The sequence below is a fragment of the Scytonema sp. HK-05 genome (genome assembly GCF_963872035.1).
Taxonomy (GTDB): Bacteria; Cyanobacteriota; Cyanobacteriia; order Cyanobacteriales; family Nostocaceae; genus Kalymmatonema.
Window position 1 is genome coordinate 118464 of the sequence record NZ_CAWMYC010000103.1, and the last position, 16592, is coordinate 135055.

Genomic DNA, 16592 nt, shown 5'->3' on the forward strand with positions numbered 1-16592 from the left:
AACTACAAGCTAGCCGCCTTCGGCTGAGCTAGCTGTTTCTGACGCTTCATTTGAGTCACTTGCTTGAAGCTTCCGCACTCCTGTTGAGGTTAACTCATCACCGTCTGTAGAGGCACGTTCCATACCCCTTGCGTAATTAAGCATAACCATTGCTGCTGCTACATCCCTATCACATTGGTAGTCGCATTTTTCGCAATGGTGTACTCTTTCTGCGAGCGTTTTCTTCTTTTGGTGACCGCAATTAGGGCAAGTCTGAGATGGCTTAACTTTGGTTGTCGGTACTTCTACATAAAAACCACCTGCTTCGGTGACTTTGTACTTAATCAAGTCTTTGAGGTTCCCAATTCCTACATCAAGCAATGAACGATTAAGTCCTGACTTTTGACGTTTTTTCTTGCCTTTAGATTTGCGGGTCATCCCCTTAAGATTTAACTTCTCAGTCGCTACCAAGCTATTACAGCTAACTATTTGTGTAGAGACTTTGTGCTGCCAATCTTGTCTTTGACGTGCAACCTTAGATTGTATCTTGGCTACCGCTTTATTTGTTTTTTTCCAACGTCGAGAAGGCTTTCCACTTCTTGTCGGTGATCTTTTTCTACGACTGGTTTTAGCTATCTTGTTAATCTTGGTTTGAGCAAATTTAACAAATCTGGGATTCTCAATCACATTGCTATTAGAATCTGCAATAGCATGGTGAGTACCAAAGTCTAAGCCAATAGCACCTGTATCTGTTTGATAACGAGATGGAACACAATCAACAGTGATTGAAGCATACCATTTCCCTTGCTTAAACATGATTGTGCAAGTTTTAGGCTTACCCCAATCTCTAGCCTGACCGCGCATTTTTAAGTTACCTAAATTAGAGATTTTTAGATAACCATTCTTGCCGTTCGTGCAAGCTTTCCAGCCAGATATACAAGGATAAGTCCATCCTTTATAATGGCGACTTGATTTAAACTTTGGGTACCCAGACTTGAGCTTAAAGAATCGCTTGAATGCAAAATCAACTCTTTTTACGGTGTCTTGTAAAGCATGACTACCAAGCTCTTTATACTCTGACCAACACTCTTTAAACTCAGGTAGACAATTTTGTTGGTCGAAATAATCTACTGATTTCTTGAACTTTTTATATGAAGTTTTACGATGCTCAATACAAGCATTGTACAAATCTTTATGAAGTCGTCTCCAATAGTGCATTTTATCGGCTTGTATCTTTGAAGGATAAAGCCTGAAAGTAATTCGCTTGGTAGCCATAACATCTCGACCTATCTGTTATATTAGCTCTTGTATTTATGCGGCTATACCTTGTCAATATCCAAGCTAGAAAAGGTTCTCATAGTGTTTTTAGCGTGCGACTACACTTTGTGTTTGTAACTCATTACCGACGTAAAGCGCTAAACGCAAAAATGCTCGACCGATTAAAAGAAATGGTCGAGCAAGTATCAAACAAAATCGATTGTCAGTTAATTGAGTTTAATGGTGAATCAGACCATGTACACATCCTGTTAGATTTCCATCCTAGAAACTCGATTGCAGCAGTAGTAGGAAGTTTAAAAAGTTCTACTGCAAGAATGTTAAAAAAAGAATTTCCTGAAGAAGTAAAAAAGTATTATTGGGGTGATGTTTCGTTCTGGTCAAATTCTTATTATGTTTCCTCTTGTGGTGGTGCGCCAATAGAAGTCCTAAAAAAATATATCCAAAATCAAGCTCGACCTTGAAGCGCTATCCTTCCCCACCCCGCTGCGCTGAGGGTGGGGACTGCCGCACAAAACGTTCAAATAATTTTAGCAATGGTTACTGGGGCTAATTCTATTGTGCCTCTTAAAAAATTGTACTTTGTCTACAATAGACCTTATGCAAAAGTCAATTTTTTCAAATATTAAACCATAGACTCACACAGATGCACACAGGTATAGCGGTTTGCAACCCTTGTAAGGTACAGAAAAAAATAATGAACCACAGATGGACACAGATGGACACAGATAAATAATTAGTTCATTCAATTGAGTTGCGTTATAAATTCTCTGCGTTTATCTGCGTTTATCTGCGGTTCCAAATAGCCCTAAACCAATTTTTGCAATAATTTGCAAGAAATTTATTAAACCGACCTTGGCAATGCCACAAGACAAAAATTAGTCTGGTCGTTCACATCTTCCAACCGCGAAGTCTTTAACCTATCAAGCCACTTTTGTATAAAGACTCGGTTTACCTTTTGCTCATCTGGATCTTGAGTATCCAAAGGATTTGGCATCAGTCCCAAAATCGTTGCTGTGGTGACACAAAACATCGATTTTTGGAAACTCATACAAATTTGTACCCGCAAATCATCTTCTCCTCGACGACTGCGACGATAAACTTCGTGCAAATAATCTGGAAGATAATGACGCATATCCTGCATCAGTAAAGTAGGAGGAATACCCGCCCCGCCAATTGGTAACGGATCAGCATACAAAGCGCCATATTGAAATCGAGATTGATCGGGGGGAATTTGATATGCTTTAGCATTATATGAAACTGTGCCATGAAATGGCGTTCCCCGGAAGAAAACTGCTTCTACATAAGGTATTGCTGTGTCTGCAAGGAATGTTAAGCCTACAGATTTAGGAATGATATCGTAAACTTTATCCCGAATTTTCACAGAGTAGGTAATTGGCTTACTGGCATCTGCTACTAAACCTGCTTTGATATGGTCTACAACATCAGGAATAGATTTGATTTCTCCCTGGTCGTAACGGTCTGATAAAGTGAGGAAAATATCAGCCATCACGCGCCAAAATTGACCTAAACCAGTCGTGTAAGCACTAACTCGCAACTGTTCAAATAAGAAATCAGGAAAGAGTTGATTAACTCCCGTTATGATGGGATTGTTTTTAAATTTTGCTTTGATAACAGCTTGCGCTCTTTCTTTAAATTCTGTTGAATCGAGATATTTATCTAACCCACCGCCACCATGCCACATCATTGATTTCATGCAATACTCGGCATATTCAAAATTTATTCTGTCATGCCACCAATGCCGTAGTAGTTTTTTAAAAGAAAAGTCTCCGTTAAAATATTTAAAAAACGGAAAGAACACAAAAAATTGATGTTCAGCAATGTATATCAAATTTTTTGAGTAAGCATCTAAAACAACTCCGTAGCTTTTGAGAATACCAACGACTTCTAACAAATTTTCTGGGGTATCAGGAAGTAATGCTCCTCCTGATTCTAGTCGCTCAATATACTCACTTAATGGATAGTTAATAGGCTTATTTTGGATGTTTACCATTGCCATTTCTCCAAAAGTCATTGTTGAGTAAAGGTTTTTGACTCATATTTTGTACTTGGCACAGGTGCACCGACACAGACGAAACCCACCTACGTGGGTTTCAAAATGGTTAAAGTCCGCGTAGATGGACTTTGTTAGTGTAGCCAAGGCTGTCTAACTTTTGCCTTTTGCCTTAACTAAAGACACCGTTGCTATAGGGTTTGGCGTATTAACCATCGCTGTCATTGTTGGTTCTGTCCAACGTACTAACCAATTGGGTTGGATACCAAAAATCACAATCAGCACAGCTAAAACCACCGCAGGTGTACGATCTGCCCAAGATACGCATGGCAAGTTGATGACTTGTGCAGATAAGCGCCCAAAAAAGGCACGATTCATGAGAATTAAGAAGTAAACAGCGGTTAAGCCTGTACCAATCATGCTGAGCAAAGTCTGTACTGGATAAACTGCGAAACTACCGCGAAAAACTATAAATTCCGCAATAAATCCAATCATTCCCGGTATACCAGCACTTGCCATCACTCCCAACACCATCAAGCTTCCAATCACGGGCATACCTCGTTCTGGGTTGAGGAGTCCCTGGAGAACATCTAAATCGCGGCTTCCTGCTTTTTTATACACAACCCCCACAAGCAAAAACAGCAGGGCAGAAATCAAGCCGTGACTAATCATTTCCATGATGCCTCCCAACACGCTGAGAGGTGTTCCAGCAGCTGCGGCTAAAAGCACATAGCCCATGTGTCCAATCGAACTATATGCCACCATTTTTTTCATATCTGTTTGGGCGATCGCACAAGATGCACCATAAAGCACGCTCACCACCGCCCACGTTGCTAAAGCGGGAGCCAAATAACTCCAAGCTTCCGGCAACAAGTTCATCCCAAACCGCAGTAAACCATAGGTTCCTAACTTCAACAGTACTCCAGCCAACAACACTGAAATCGGTGTCGATGCTTCGACGTGAGCATCTGGTAGCCAAGTATGGAAGGGAACTAGGGGAATTTTGATGCCAAAACCAATTAAAATTCCTACTAGCAGTAATATCTGTGTTTCCAAAGACAGAGACTTGGTATTCAAGGCGTCTAGAGCAAAGGTAGAAGCACCACTCAGCCAAACTATGCCAAGAAAACTTGCCAAAATGATAATCCCAGAAACAGCGGTGTAAATCAGAAATTTAGTCGCTGCATAGCCCCGCTTTTCACCACCCCAAATAGCAATCAAAAAATATAGGGGAATCAGTTCTATCTCGTAAAACAGGAAAAACAGCAGTAAATCCTGTGCCATGAAGGCTCCAGTCACGCCAGCGTTTAACAGCAGCAGCAAAGAGTAATAAAATCGAGGACGCGCAATATTTTCGTCGGTGCTGTAGATGGCGATGCAAGTCAACAACCCATTTAAAAGCAACAAAGGTAGTGACAAACCATCTAGTCCCAGGTGATAACTCAATCCTAAAGCATCTACCCAAGGAAAGAATTCGGTAAACTGTTGACTGACTTCCCCAGGGTCAAACTGGCTTGAAAGTACCGCAGTCCATAAGAAGGCGATACTCGCAACGACCAAAGCAACTCGGCGGGAAAGTTTTGCGGAGATGCCAAAAGGCAAGAAACTGATGAAAGCCGCACCTAGCAACGGCACCAAAAGCAAAGCACTGAGCATAGACAAACAGAGCGAAGGGGGACAAAAAGAAAGGGGACAAGGAGACTAAAACGGAAATTTATTCAGCAAGCCCAATGACCAACTAATGAAAAAACCCAAGACGCTGATGCCTACAAGAATGGTCAACAGGTATCCTTGAGAGCGACCCGAAACGCTGTACTTCAAGGTTTGTCCACCGAAAATTGCTGCAAACCCAACTAAGTTAATGAGACCATCAACAACAAAGCGATCGCTCCAAGCAGAAATTTTAGAAAGCAGCGCGACGGCACTCACTACCGTCACTCGGTAGAGTCGATCAATGTAAAAGTTATAACCCAACAAGTCTTGCAAGAATCTCCAGGCAAGGACTGTGGATCTCGACCAAGCCTTGTGCAAATAGATGTTAGACCCTATGCCTATCCCCAGCACTGTAGAGGATACTAACAACCCTACTACTATCCAATTTATACTTTCCCAATCAGGTAGTAGATACCATTGTTGCAACATCAGAGGTAATAACAAAGTTATTACAGTCAGGGATACCATTGGCAATGCCATCTGCCAACCAACTTCTGGGGTGCGGCGGGTCTTTGGTTGCGGTGTACCCCAAAATATTAAGCGAAATAGGCGTGTCAAATTCAATGCCGTTAAACCATTGACCAGCACTAAGACGGCAACTACCCAAGGGCTAACCAATGCCAAGCCATCAGCCCATCCTAACATTGCCCAAAAGCTTCCCAATGGCAGCAGCGTTACCATCCCACCCGCACCGACAACAAACGCTGTGGTGGTTGCTGGCATCTTTGACCACAAACCGCCCATTTCTGTTAAATCTTGAGTGTTAGTCGTAAATATGACTGAACCAGAACTCATGAATAATAGTGCTTTGGCAATTGCATGAGTGAGTAGCAACATCAGAGCAACTCCTCCTTGCTCCATCCCTACCGCCAAAAACGCTAATCCCATGTATGCACTGGTGGAATGAGAAAGCGCTCGTTTAATGTCAATTTGGGCGAGCGACACTAACGATGCACCGACTGCTGTCACCGTACCCATGATTATCAAAGCATTTAATGCGACTGGCGATAGCGCTAAGATTGGTTGTAGTTTAAATAGCAGATACGCTCCACCAGCAACCACCAGAGAGTTTCGCATCACTGAAGCTGGGTTGGGACCTTCCATCGCCTCATCTAACCACAGATGCAGCGGAAATTGAGCGCATTTCCCCGCAGGTCCTGCTATCAGCGCTAAACCTAGTAAAGCTGATGTCGTCGGGCTTAAGTTTGCTGTCTGCGCCCATTCATATAAGTCGGAAAAGTTCAAGCTGCCTGCTATGGTGGAAAGTGTCACAACTGCCATCAGCAGCAACAAGTCTCCCACTCGCTTAGTGAGAAATGCATCTCGCGCTGCTGTAACCACTAACGGTTGAGCATACCAGAAGCCCACCAGCAAGTAAGTGGAAAGAGTCAGCGTTTCCAAAAGGGCATAGCTGAGAAATAGAGAGTCACTAATGGCTAATCCACTCAGCGCTGCTTCAAAAAATCCCATCAGTGCAAAGAAACGCGCTAAAGCCCAGTCCTTTTCCATATAACCAAGGGCGTAAGTTTGTGCGAGTAAACTTAACCCTGTAATTAAAACTGTTGCTCCAACACTGATTGGCGAGACTTCTAAAGCAATGGATAGGTCAAAATCCGCAGCTTTAAACCAGGTAATTAAGAAATTTTCTGGTTCTCTATCCCAAATATCAATAAATATAAACACGCTATGGACAAAAGCGAAAACGGTTGTTAACCAGTTGAAATAAGCAGCTGGTCTTGGTCCTGTGCGCCGAATTAATCCGATTGCCCACGGCAAGGTGAGAAGCGCACCTATTAACCCATAAAAAGGTATCCACCAACTTGTTGAGAAGAGCAACTGATTCATTTAAATATTCCTTAATGGCTTACCTAAAGAATTGTTTTTTCATTTTATGAAGTTATTTTTTCTGATATAACTTCAACAATTTAAATTAGATTATTTCAATAATCTTCTTTCATTTTTCTAGCTCCCAAAGGCAAAATAAATATAATATATTCTAGAAACTCTTATTTTCTTATCTTTACTGCTCTTTAGTTGGAAAGCAGAAATTACTAACTTAAAAACCTCCGTTTATAAGGTAGATAATAAAATATTATATATTCTTTGAGACTTTTTTTTGCACAAGCAGCAAAAAACGAGGAAAGACTACTGTGTCATCACTCCTTGAGTTTTTAGTCATTCCTCTTAAGACAGAATTTCCGCCTTTATGAACGAGTTTGAGCAATTGTTATAAAAAAATTATAAACCAGAAGTGGCTACTCCAGGGTTCTGTGAAGTTCGGTTGAGTAAAATCGCCTTTATCAAATGATGTTAAGCTTTTTTAATTTATTTTATTATAAACTATTATGGTAATTTATATTGTCAGGGGCGCAAAGCTTTTCTATGCTTAATTAGGAAATGCTTTTGCAGCTCAAGATGAGCATCCCCGTCAAAAAATTTCATGTTCCAGTACATATTTCAGTAATTTTGTGGGAGTTCTGCGATGCCAATTGCAGTTGGAATGATTGAAACAAAAGGGTTTCCGGCGATAGTGGAAGCTGCTGATGCGATGGTGAAAGCCGCTCGCGTCACTCTGGTGGGTTACGAAAAAATCGGTAGCGCTCGGGTGACTGTGATTGTTCGGGGAGACGTTTCTGAGGTACAAGCTTCAGTTGCTGCGGGAGTGGAAGCAGCTAGAAGAGTGAATGGTGGTGAGGTGTTATCCACTCACATCATTGCTCGTCCTCATGAGAACTTGGAATACGTATTGCCTATTCGTTACACCGAAGCTGTGGATCAGTTCCGGACGTAACAATTTTAGATTCACAGATGAATCAAGCTATGAGCCTACAGCTTATAGCTGACAGCTTGAAAATCTAAAACTCTTGTTGGAGTTGCCGAGTTGTGGCTTTGTTTGTATTTAATTATTTTGAAAACTGAGGATTAAAACTCATGTCAATTGCAGTAGGAATGGTGGAAACTTTGGGGTTCCCGGCGGTCGTAGAAGCAGCAGATGCGATGGTGAAAGCAGCCCGCGTGACTTTAGTAGGCTACGAAAAAATTGGTAGCGGCCGGGTTACAGTGATTGTGCGGGGAGACGTTTCTGAAGTACAAGCTTCAGTTGGTGCTGGAGTTGAATCAGTGAAGCGAGTCAACGGCGGACAAGTGTTGTCTACCCACATCATTGCTCGTCCTCACGAGAACCTGGAATACGTGCTGCCAATTCGTTATACAGAAGATGTGGAGCAGTTCCGGGAGAATGTGAACGCAATTCGTCCCTACGATAGAAGACCATAACTTGTAATGCAAATTGCCAAAGTTCGCGGCACAGTAGTTAGCACTCAAAAAGACCCAAGTCTCAGAGGTGTCAAACTACTGCTGTTGCAATTAGTGGATGAAGAAGGACGTATTCTGCCAGAATACGAGGTAGCAGCCGATAATGTTGGTGCGGGAGTGGATGAGTGGGTACTTGTTAGTCGTGGTAGTGCCGCCCGTCAAGTTCTGGGTAACGAACAGCGTCCAGTAGACGCAGCAGTGGTGGCAATAATTGATACGGTTAACGTCAAAGACCGCCTGATTTACAGCAAAAAAGACCAGTATAGATAGTTAGGAGTCATGAGTCATTTGTTACTAAATGTGGACAAATGACAAATGACAAGCAGTGCAATAGAGGAGGAATCTAGCGATGGCAGTCCGCAGCACGGCGGCACCCCCAACCCCGTGGTCAAGGAGTTTAGCTGAGCCAAAAATCCATGAAACCGCATTTATACATCCTTTTTCCAACGTTATTGGAGATGTACATATAGATGCAAATGTAATCGTTGCTCCGGGGACTTCGATTAGAGCGGATGAAGGCACACCCTTTCATATAGGTGAAAACACCAATTTACAAGATGGTGTCGTCATACATGGGCTGGAGCAAGGTCGAGTCGTTGGCGATGACCAAAATGAATACTCGGTATGGATTGGCAGCGATGCATCCATTACCCACATGGCTCTGATTCATGGACCAGCTTATGTTGGGGATAGTTGCTTCATAGGCTTTCGCTCCACGGTGTTTAACGCTAGGGTGGGAGCAGGTTGCATCGTAATGATGCACGCTCTGATTCAAGATGTGGAAATTCCGGCGGGAAAATACGTACCTTCAGGAGCAATAATTACTAATCAACAACAAGCTGACCGTCTGCCAGATGTGCAGGCACAGGATAAGCAATTTGCTCATCATGTAATTGGGATTAATCAAGCGTTGCGATCTGGTTATATCTGTGCTGGGGATAGTAAGTGTATTAAAACCATTCGGGATGAGTTAGCTAAATCTTATACAAGCAACGGTAATAAGTTTGAATTTGAAGAGTTAGAAAGGAGTAATGACGTGGCGAGCAGTAGCTTGGGTGCTGAAACAGTAGAGCAATTACGGTATCTGTTGGAGCAAGGGTATAAGATTGGAACGGAACACGTAGACCAACGGCGGTTCCGCACTGGCTCTTGGCAAAGTTGCACACCAATAGAAGCTAGATCGGTTGGTGAGGCGATCGCATCTTTGGAAGGTTGTCTTCAGGAACACTCGGGCGAGTACGTTCGTCTATTTGGCATTGACAAAGGCAGACGGCGCGTCCTAGAAACCATCATCCAACGTCCAGATGGGGCGGTGCAAGCACCAACAAACTTCAAAGCTCCTACCAACCAAACAAATAAAAGCTACAACGCGAATGGTAACGCTCATAGTTACAGTAATGGTAGTGGCAGTAGCAGTGGCAAACTCAGTGCTGAAACTGTAGACCAAGTCAACCAACTCCTAGCAGGTGGTTACAAAATTGGCATGGAACACGTAGATGAGCGTCGCTTCCGCACAGGTTCTTGGCAAAGTTGCACACCAATAGAAGCAACTTCCATAAAACAAGTTGTTGCTGCCTTAGAAGATTGTATAGATAGTCACCAGGGTGAGTACGTGCGGTTGATTGGTATTGACCCCAAGGCAAAACGGCGAGTGTTAGAAAGCATTATCCAACGCCCTAACGGTTCTGTCAGTTCATCTAGCAGTTCATCTGGCAGTTCTAAGTCAGTAGTAGCTAGTGCGTCTGGAGCGACTTCCTCTGCAAAGGCATCAGCGACCAGTACCCGCCTAAGTTCCGAGGTAGTAGAACAGCTACAGCAACTCATAAATAGTGGGTATAAAATTAGTGTAGAACACGTAGACCAACGACGGTTCCGTATAGGCTCCTGGGCGAGCGCTGGACAAATTCAGGCTAATTCTGTACAACAAGCAGCAGCAGCATTAGAAGGCTACCTTGGTGAATACCAAGGGGAATATGTGCGGCTGATTGGTATCGAGCCCAAAGCTAAGCGCCGCGTACTTGAAACAATCATTCAACGTCCGTGAAGAAAAATAGAAGGTAGAAGGAAGATAAAAGCATTTTTTCTTTTTTGTTCATTCTTCTTTCTTCACTCTTGTTTCTTCACTGTTTACATTATTCCGGCTTCCGAGGTTACATCCCATGTCTGTGCCGCCACTGCGCCCAAGTTATGACTTTGATTCTTACATAAGTGGCGAGGTGATAATTCATCCCAGTGCAGTACTTGCACCAGGTGTGATACTCCAAGCGGCTCCAAATAGCAAAATAATCATCGGTTCAGGGGTCTGCGTTGGTATGGGGTCAATTCTCCAAGTCCATGAAGGAACCTTAGAGGTAGAAGCAGGAGCAAACCTGGGAGCCGGTCTTTTGATGGTTGGTCAAGGCAAAATTGGGGCAAATGCTTGTATAGGGGCAGCGACAACAATTTTCAATTGTTCTGTTGAACCTGGACAAGTGGTTGCTGCTGGCTCTGTTTTCGGAGATTCGAGTCGGCGCCTAACTGAATCTCCTGCGCCAACCAGTGAGACAAAACAGCCGGAACTATCCACAAATGACCTTGCTTCTAGTAATACGAAGTCGGAAAATGGGACAGGCAGACAAAAAGACTTGGGGACAGGCGGACAAACACAACAGGAGAAAGAATTAATTCCCAATTCTTCCCCACCTCTCTCATCTCCCTCATCTCCCTCATCTCCCTCATCTCCCTCATCTCCCCCTCAGGACTCACAAATCAGTACTTACATTTACGGGCAAGAAAGCATACAAAAGCTGTTGGTTACATTGTTTCCCCATAAGCAATCCTTGAACAAACCCACATCTGACGGTCAGTCTCAATAAGTGTTAATTGTTAAGTTGTTAGCTTTAAAGAGCAACTAACAATTCAGTATCCTGGAGAATTTAAATGGAGGCTTACAATCAACGCTTTACAAGTGAACAGGCATCGCACCGTCGAGAGATTTTTAACGACAGTGCTTTGGGATTAGTGTCTACCTGTAGTTTCCCAGCAATGGTTGGTACAGCGGACATGATGCTCAAGACAGCTGGAGTTCACCTGATTGGATATGAAAAAATCGGCAGTGGTCACTGTACTGCTATTGTCAGAGGTGGGATCGCCGATGTGCGTCTGGCGGTAGAATCTGGCGTTCAAACTGCTGAACAATTTGGTCAGTTAGTTTCTAGCTTGGTGATTCCCCGACCTTATCCCAACTTGGAAGTTGTGCTGCCTATCAATAGTCGTCTGAGCGCAATTGCTGAAGGCAGCTACAACCGTCTGAGCGATCAGGCAATTGGTTTGGTAGAAACGCGGGGATTTCCGGCGTTGGTGGGAGCAGCCGATGCGATGCTGAAAGCTGCCGATGTCCAATTAGCAGCGTACGAAAAAATTGGTGCGGGTTTGTGTACAGCCATTATTCGTGGCTCCGTGGCAAATGTGGCGGTGGCAGTGGAAGCTGGTATGTACGAGGCAGAACGGATTGGGGAATTGAACGCAGTGATGGTGATTCCAAGACCATTGGATGAATTAGAGCAAACCTTGCCAGTCGCAAGTTGCTGGATAGAAGAACGTCAACCGTTAAACTTACCAGTAAATATCAAGGAGCAAGTTGTAGAAACAGAACTCGTGCAATTGCCCAATTTGAGCAGGTTACCTCTAAAAATGACTGAAGAATGATTGAGACTAAAAAAGTTAGGAGTTAAGAGTGAAGAGTTAAGAGTGAATGACTCATAACTCATAACTCATAACTCGTAACCTGAGTCGTCCACCATCAAGGTGTGCCACCTTGCCTGGAAGGTATCTTACGCTGTTGTTGCTTTTTTGAATAATAACTTTTCAAAATTATAAAGAAAATACCATTCTTCTAATAGGAACAATAGATTTTTATCTATATCTTTCACTTGTAACTTTTACATAAGCAAAACTACATCAATTTCAAGTGTTCAGTGATACTAGACTATATCTATAGAATCCCTATTAGAGGAGAATAACCCTTGAATCAAGCGACGCTGCACCAGTTGAAGGTGTTTGAGGCGGCGGCACGTCACGGTAGCTTTACTCGCGCCGCAGAGGAACTCTTTCTCACCCAACCCACTGTTTCGATGCAAATTAAGCAACTGACGAAATCAGTCGGGTTGCCATTATTTGAGCAGGTAGGAAAGCGTCTCTATCTTACGGAAGCGGGACGGGAACTCTTTGCCACTTGTCGGCAGATTTTCGAGACAATTGCCCAATTTGAAATGAAGGTGGCAGATTTAAAAGGGTTAAAGCAAGGGCAATTACGCTTAGCAGTAATTACGACTGCTAAATATTTCATTCCACGTTTATTAGGTCCGTTTTGCCAACTTTACCCAGGAATTGATATCGCGCTGCAAGTGACAAATCATGAAGGCATTTTGGAACGCATGAGCGGCAATATGGATGACTTGTATATCATGAGTCAAGTCCCCGAACATCTAGATGTCAATTGCCAGCCATTTTTAGAAAATCCCTTGGTCGTTTTGGCACCGCTTAATCATCCGCTTGCAAAGGAAAAAAATATCCCCATTCAACGTCTTGCTGATGAACCTTTTATTATGCGGGAACCAGGATCAGGAACGCGGCGAGCCGTGCAGAAATTATTCGATGAGCATGAAGTGGTGGTGAAGGTTAAGCTAGAATTAGGGAGTAACGAGGCGATTAAACAAGCAATTGCGGGTGGTTTAGGAATTTCAGTTTTATCTCGACATACATTAATTACCGATGGTCAGGATGTAACCATTTTGGATGTCGAACACTTTCCAATTCCACGCAATTGGTACATGGTATACCCATCAGGAAAACAGCTATCTATTGTTGCTCGTACCTATTTTGAATATTTACTCGAAGCAGCAAAGCAATTTGCAGATAAAACCACAAGCTCTAGTTATTTTCATATAGAGGAAAATAGTTAAATAGGCAAAATTATATTTAGAAAACCTTCTATTAGAATCATTTCTAGCGGCAGTAAAAAATCTGCCTTGGGGTTGGAATTATGAACGCTCTAGCCATTCTCCATCTTGAAGACAACGCCTTTGACGCGCATCGTATTCAAAGCGTGCTGGATAAGGATGGCTGGAAAGTAGCAGCACAGGTGGTCAAGACGCGCTGTGAGTACATCGCTGCTATGGAACGAGGCGGTTTTGATTTAATCCTCTGTGAAAATGGAGTTGAAGGGTTTTCTGGGCGTTCTGCCTTTGAGATTGCTCATCAAAAGTACCCCAAACTTCCCTTCATCTTTGTTTCTGGGAATGTCAATGAGGAGGAAGCAGCAGCATACTTACGTATCGGTGCTGTAGACTACATTTATAAAGAGCAATTGTGGCGATTGCCACTGGTCGCTCGATATGCTCTTGAACGTTCTTCATGTCAGCAGCTAGAGCGCTACAACCACTCGATGGAACTCCTGGTGACTGTTGTTCAGAAACTCTCCCTAGCACGTAGTTTAGATCAGATTACGGCTATAGTACGTCATGCTGCACGAGAACTGACCGGAGCTGACGGAGCAACCTTTGTCCTGCGTGAAGGCAATATGTGCTACTACGCTGAGGAAAATGCCATCCAGCCGTTGTGGAAAGGTCGGCGCTTTCCAATTGACATCTGTATGGGTGGTTGGTGTATGCTGAACCGACAGCAAGCCATCATTGAGGATGTGTACGGTGATGAGCGCATCCCAATTGAAGCATATGAACCAACTTTTATCAAAAGCTTGGTTATGGTGCCAATTCGCAAGGAAGCACCTATTGGCGCTATTGGCAATTATTGGGCGGAAAAACACACTTCTACCCCAGAGGAGGTACACCTGATCCAAGCTTTGGCTGACAGCACGTCCGTAGCGATGGAAAATGTTCAGGTGTACAGCGAACTGGAACAACGCGTGCGGGAAAGAACATCTCAGTTAGAATTTGCAAACCAGGAATTAGAAGCCTTTTCGTATACCATTTCTCATGACTTGCGATCGCCCCTCAGGAGCATTATAGGCTTCAGTGAGCTTTTGCAGATGAAATACAACAACCAACTGGACGAGCAGGGAAAGCAATACCTGAACCGCGTGTCTACCTCCGCAAAGGGTTTAAACACGCAAATTGATGCCATGCTGTCTTTACACAAGCTGACACAGGTAGAACTCAAGCGAGAAACAGTTGACCTTAGCAACATGGTTCAGGAGATTTTATCTAATATCAAGGCTGTTGAAGCAAATCGTCAAGTGGAAACACACGTTGCACAAGGACTAACGGTGAATGGAGACCCAGTTCTCCTGCGGGTGATGTTGGAAAATTTGCTGTCCAACGCCTGGAAGTATTCTGCCAAAGTTGAACAACCACGCATTGAGTTTGCCGTCAAAAAAGAAACAAATAATTCATCAGTTTTCTACGTGCGGGATAATGGTGCTGGCTTCGACATGAAGCGCGCCAATAAACTGTTCCGCCCCTTCCAGCGCCTGCACTCCGACAATGAGTTTCCCGGCACAGGTGTAGGGCTGGCATCAGTACAACGCATTATCCATAAACATGGAGGACGCATTTGGGTAGAGGCGGCTGTCGGTCGAGGGGCGACGTTCTACTTTACTATTGAGTAACCAGCAAAGACATTCACAATGGGGGACTGGCAGTGACTAACCCGGAAGCACTACCTGTGCGAAAAACAGTAGAAACCGAGATTGTAGCTGTGACGGTGTATACTGACCAAGCCCTTGTGAACCGACGGGGTATTATAGCGCTAACCGGACTGGAACGAGAATTAGAAATTACCCAAATCCCAGCCACCATACAAACTGAGTCAGTCAGGGTTAGGGGTACAGGTGAGGTTGCAGTGCGGTTGCTGGGAGTGAGTACAGAACGGGTTTTCTCCACCGAACCCTCCGCCGAACGACTGATCCATTTGACAAGGCAAATCCAGCAATTAGAAGCAGAATCCAACCTTCTGCAAGCGCAAATCGATGCTTTGGCTTTGCAGTCCAGGTTTATTGAAGGCTTGCGTGAAAAGACAGAAGAACCCTTTGCACAGAGTCTGTCGCGTAAAAATCTTAGCCTAAGCGAAACTTTGGATTTTCTCAATTTTCTAGGAAGCCAGTACAGCGAGTATGCTATTTCCACAGCAGAGTACAAAGTCCAACAGCAGGAATTAGACAAGCAGCTACAAGTCCTGCGTCAGCAGTTACAACAGATACAAACACCCCATCCTAAAGAAAGTTTTAGCTTGAGTGTGGCAATTGAGCCTGGAGGTGCCGGAAACTTTGAGCTAGAAGTCTGTTACGTGGTTAGTTCTGCCAGTTGGACTCCGCTGTATGACTTGCAGGCAAGTACGAGTAGTAATTGTATCAACCTTGCCTATCTTGCTGAAGTTACCCAAAATACTGGTGAAGATTGGACAAATGTATCTCTTACCCTTTCTACCGCTAAACCAGGGCTGGGAATTCTACCACCTAAATTGGAACCTTGGTATATTGACGTACTACGCCCGTTAGAGTTAACGCGTATGCGTAGATTATCGCCTCTACAAGTTGCTTCTGTGGCTATACCTGCTCCTGCTAGTGGAGAAAATCAAACTACTATAGACACCGAACAACCAGAGGAAAACCTTCTTCTTGCTGAAACTCTTGTTGCAGAAGTTTCCAGAGAAGGAAGTGCAGCTACTTTTAAACTGAGTAGTGGCGGAAACATTCCCAGTGATGGCGCACCTCATAAAACGACAATTTTTCATGACGATTTCCCTTGTACCTTTGAGTATGTAGCAGTACCGCGCTTGTTCAGCTTTGCTTATCTACAAGCAAATGTGAAAAATGCTGCCAATCGAGTCACTTTGTTACCAGGGAAAGCAAATATTTTTCGAGATAATATATTTGTTGGCATAACTCAATTAGAGAATGTTGCACCAGGGCAAGAGTTCACGCTTAACTTAGGGATTGACGAGGGTTTGAAAATTGAGCGTGATTTAATTGAGCGTCAGGTAGACAAAAAACTGATTGGCAACAATCGGAAAATTACTTATGGTTATCAGATAGTTATTACGAACTTACAAAATCAAGAAGCAAATTTAAAACTCACTGAACAATTACCAATAAGTCGCAACGAACAAATTAAAGTCCGCCTCAGCCGTAGCAACCCACAAATTCAACTTGGTGAGATGGGCATATTGGAATGGGCTTTCACTCTTCCACCGCACGCCACACGTGAGATATATTACCAGTTTACGGTTGAGCATCCGCCTGAGTTAACGGTCGTTGGTTTAGATGTTTGACATCTTAGCGGCTTTGACTTTAAGTAAT

14 protein-coding genes are annotated in these 16592 nt (G+C 43.6%); 10 read left to right on the plus strand and 4 right to left on the minus strand.

Features of this window, described 5'->3' with window-relative positions; all coding sequences use genetic code 11:
• Positions 1 to 9 precede the first annotated feature (9 nt).
• On the minus strand, positions 10 to 1254 hold the full coding sequence (locus tag AACT52_RS18540) for an RNA-guided endonuclease InsQ/TnpB family protein (protein ID WP_143172698.1): 1245 nt from the start codon (positions 1252 to 1254) through the stop codon (positions 10 to 12).
• Between the two features lie 38 nt (positions 1255 to 1292).
• On the opposite strand from AACT52_RS18540, the gene tnpA reads away from it, so the two are divergent.
• Positions 1293 to 1718, plus strand: coding sequence for an IS200/IS605 family transposase (tnpA, locus tag AACT52_RS18545; RefSeq protein ID WP_073627041.1), 426 nt, complete (start codon positions 1293 to 1295; stop codon positions 1716 to 1718).
• A 380-nt stretch (positions 1719 to 2098) separates the two neighbouring features.
• Here the strand turns inward: tnpA and AACT52_RS18550 are convergent, their stop codons facing one another.
• The 3 genes from AACT52_RS18550 to AACT52_RS18560 all read right to left on the minus strand — a co-directional run bounded on the left by AACT52_RS18550 (position 2099) and on the right by AACT52_RS18560 (position 6826).
• Positions 2099 to 3268, minus strand: coding sequence for a CO2 hydration protein (locus AACT52_RS18550; protein ID WP_073627165.1), 1170 nt, complete (start codon positions 3266 to 3268; stop codon positions 2099 to 2101).
• Between the two features lie 153 nt (positions 3269 to 3421).
• Positions 3422 to 4924 carry an NADH-quinone oxidoreductase subunit M gene (locus AACT52_RS18555; protein WP_073627043.1) on the minus strand — a complete coding sequence of 501 codons (1503 nt, stop codon included), beginning with the start codon at positions 4922 to 4924 and terminating at the stop codon, positions 3422 to 3424.
• A gap of 45 nt (positions 4925 to 4969) precedes the next feature.
• The gene (locus AACT52_RS18560) at positions 4970 to 6826 is read right to left on the minus strand and encodes an NAD(P)H-quinone oxidoreductase subunit F (RefSeq protein WP_073627045.1); all 1857 of its coding nucleotides are present in this window, start codon (positions 6824 to 6826) and stop codon (positions 4970 to 4972) included.
• Positions 6827 to 7463: 637 nt separating this feature from the next.
• Here AACT52_RS18560 and AACT52_RS18565 point away from each other — a divergent pair.
• From AACT52_RS18565 to AACT52_RS18605, 9 genes are all read left to right on the plus strand, one after another.
• On the plus strand, positions 7464 to 7772 hold the full coding sequence (locus AACT52_RS18565; protein ID WP_017315569.1) for a carbon dioxide-concentrating mechanism protein CcmK: 309 nt from the start codon (positions 7464 to 7466) through the stop codon (positions 7770 to 7772).
• A 140-nt stretch (positions 7773 to 7912) separates the two neighbouring features.
• Positions 7913 to 8257, plus strand: coding sequence for a carbon dioxide-concentrating mechanism protein CcmK (locus tag AACT52_RS18570; protein ID WP_073627047.1), 345 nt, complete (start codon positions 7913 to 7915; stop codon positions 8255 to 8257).
• A gap of 6 nt (positions 8258 to 8263) precedes the next feature.
• Positions 8264 to 8566, plus strand: a complete 303-nt coding sequence (locus AACT52_RS18575; protein WP_073627049.1) for a EutN/CcmL family microcompartment protein — start codon at positions 8264 to 8266, stop codon at positions 8564 to 8566.
• 79 nt (positions 8567 to 8645) lie between these two features.
• Entirely contained in the window at positions 8646 to 10340 is a 1695-nt protein-coding gene (locus AACT52_RS18580; protein ID WP_073627052.1) for a ribulose bisphosphate carboxylase small subunit, read from the plus strand.
• 115 nt (positions 10341 to 10455) lie between these two features.
• Complete coding sequence (locus AACT52_RS18585; RefSeq protein WP_073627054.1) at positions 10456 to 11151, plus strand: transferase; 696 nt, start codon at positions 10456 to 10458, stop codon at positions 11149 to 11151.
• A gap of 64 nt (positions 11152 to 11215) precedes the next feature.
• Positions 11216 to 11983: a carbon dioxide-concentrating mechanism protein gene (locus tag AACT52_RS18590; protein ID WP_073627056.1), complete on the plus strand. Its 768-nt coding sequence runs from the start codon at positions 11216 to 11218 to the stop codon at positions 11981 to 11983.
• A gap of 317 nt (positions 11984 to 12300) precedes the next feature.
• Entirely contained in the window at positions 12301 to 13239 is a 939-nt protein-coding gene (locus tag AACT52_RS18595; protein WP_073627058.1) for a LysR family transcriptional regulator, read from the plus strand.
• Between the two features lie 80 nt (positions 13240 to 13319).
• Positions 13320 to 14903 carry an ATP-binding protein gene (locus AACT52_RS18600; RefSeq protein ID WP_073627060.1) on the plus strand — a complete coding sequence of 528 codons (1584 nt, stop codon included), beginning with the start codon at positions 13320 to 13322 and terminating at the stop codon, positions 14901 to 14903.
• Between the two features lie 32 nt (positions 14904 to 14935).
• Complete coding sequence (locus AACT52_RS18605; protein WP_073627062.1) at positions 14936 to 16564, plus strand: mucoidy inhibitor MuiA family protein; 1629 nt, start codon at positions 14936 to 14938, stop codon at positions 16562 to 16564.
• Positions 16565 to 16592 lie beyond the last annotated feature (28 nt).

Excerpts from the sequence above, each read along its gene's own strand:
- AACT52_RS18580 (WP_073627052.1), top strand. The coding sequence starts at position 8,646 with ATGGCAGTCCGCAGCACGGCGGCACCCCCAACCCCGTGGTCAAGGAGT.
- tnpA (WP_073627041.1), top strand. The coding sequence starts at position 1,293 with ATGCGGCTATACCTTGTCAATATCCAAGCTAGAAAAGGTTCTCATAGT.
- AACT52_RS18575 (WP_073627049.1), top strand. The coding sequence starts at position 8,264 with ATGCAAATTGCCAAAGTTCGCGGCACAGTAGTTAGCACTCAAAAAGAC.
- AACT52_RS18550 (WP_073627165.1), bottom strand. The coding sequence starts at position 3,268 with ATGGTAAACATCCAAAATAAGCCTATTAACTATCCATTAAGTGAGTAT.
- AACT52_RS18585 (WP_073627054.1), top strand. The coding sequence starts at position 10,456 with ATGTCTGTGCCGCCACTGCGCCCAAGTTATGACTTTGATTCTTACATA.
- AACT52_RS18560 (WP_073627045.1), bottom strand. The coding sequence starts at position 6,826 with ATGAATCAGTTGCTCTTCTCAACAAGTTGGTGGATACCTTTTTATGGG.
- AACT52_RS18570 (WP_073627047.1), top strand. The coding sequence starts at position 7,913 with ATGTCAATTGCAGTAGGAATGGTGGAAACTTTGGGGTTCCCGGCGGTC.
- AACT52_RS18600 (WP_073627060.1), top strand. The coding sequence starts at position 13,320 with ATGAACGCTCTAGCCATTCTCCATCTTGAAGACAACGCCTTTGACGCG.
- AACT52_RS18555 (WP_073627043.1), bottom strand. The coding sequence starts at position 4,924 with ATGCTCAGTGCTTTGCTTTTGGTGCCGTTGCTAGGTGCGGCTTTCATC.
- AACT52_RS18540 (WP_143172698.1), bottom strand. The coding sequence starts at position 1,254 with ATGGCTACCAAGCGAATTACTTTCAGGCTTTATCCTTCAAAGATACAA.
- AACT52_RS18565 (WP_017315569.1), top strand. The coding sequence starts at position 7,464 with ATGCCAATTGCAGTTGGAATGATTGAAACAAAAGGGTTTCCGGCGATA.
- AACT52_RS18590 (WP_073627056.1), top strand. The coding sequence starts at position 11,216 with ATGGAGGCTTACAATCAACGCTTTACAAGTGAACAGGCATCGCACCGT.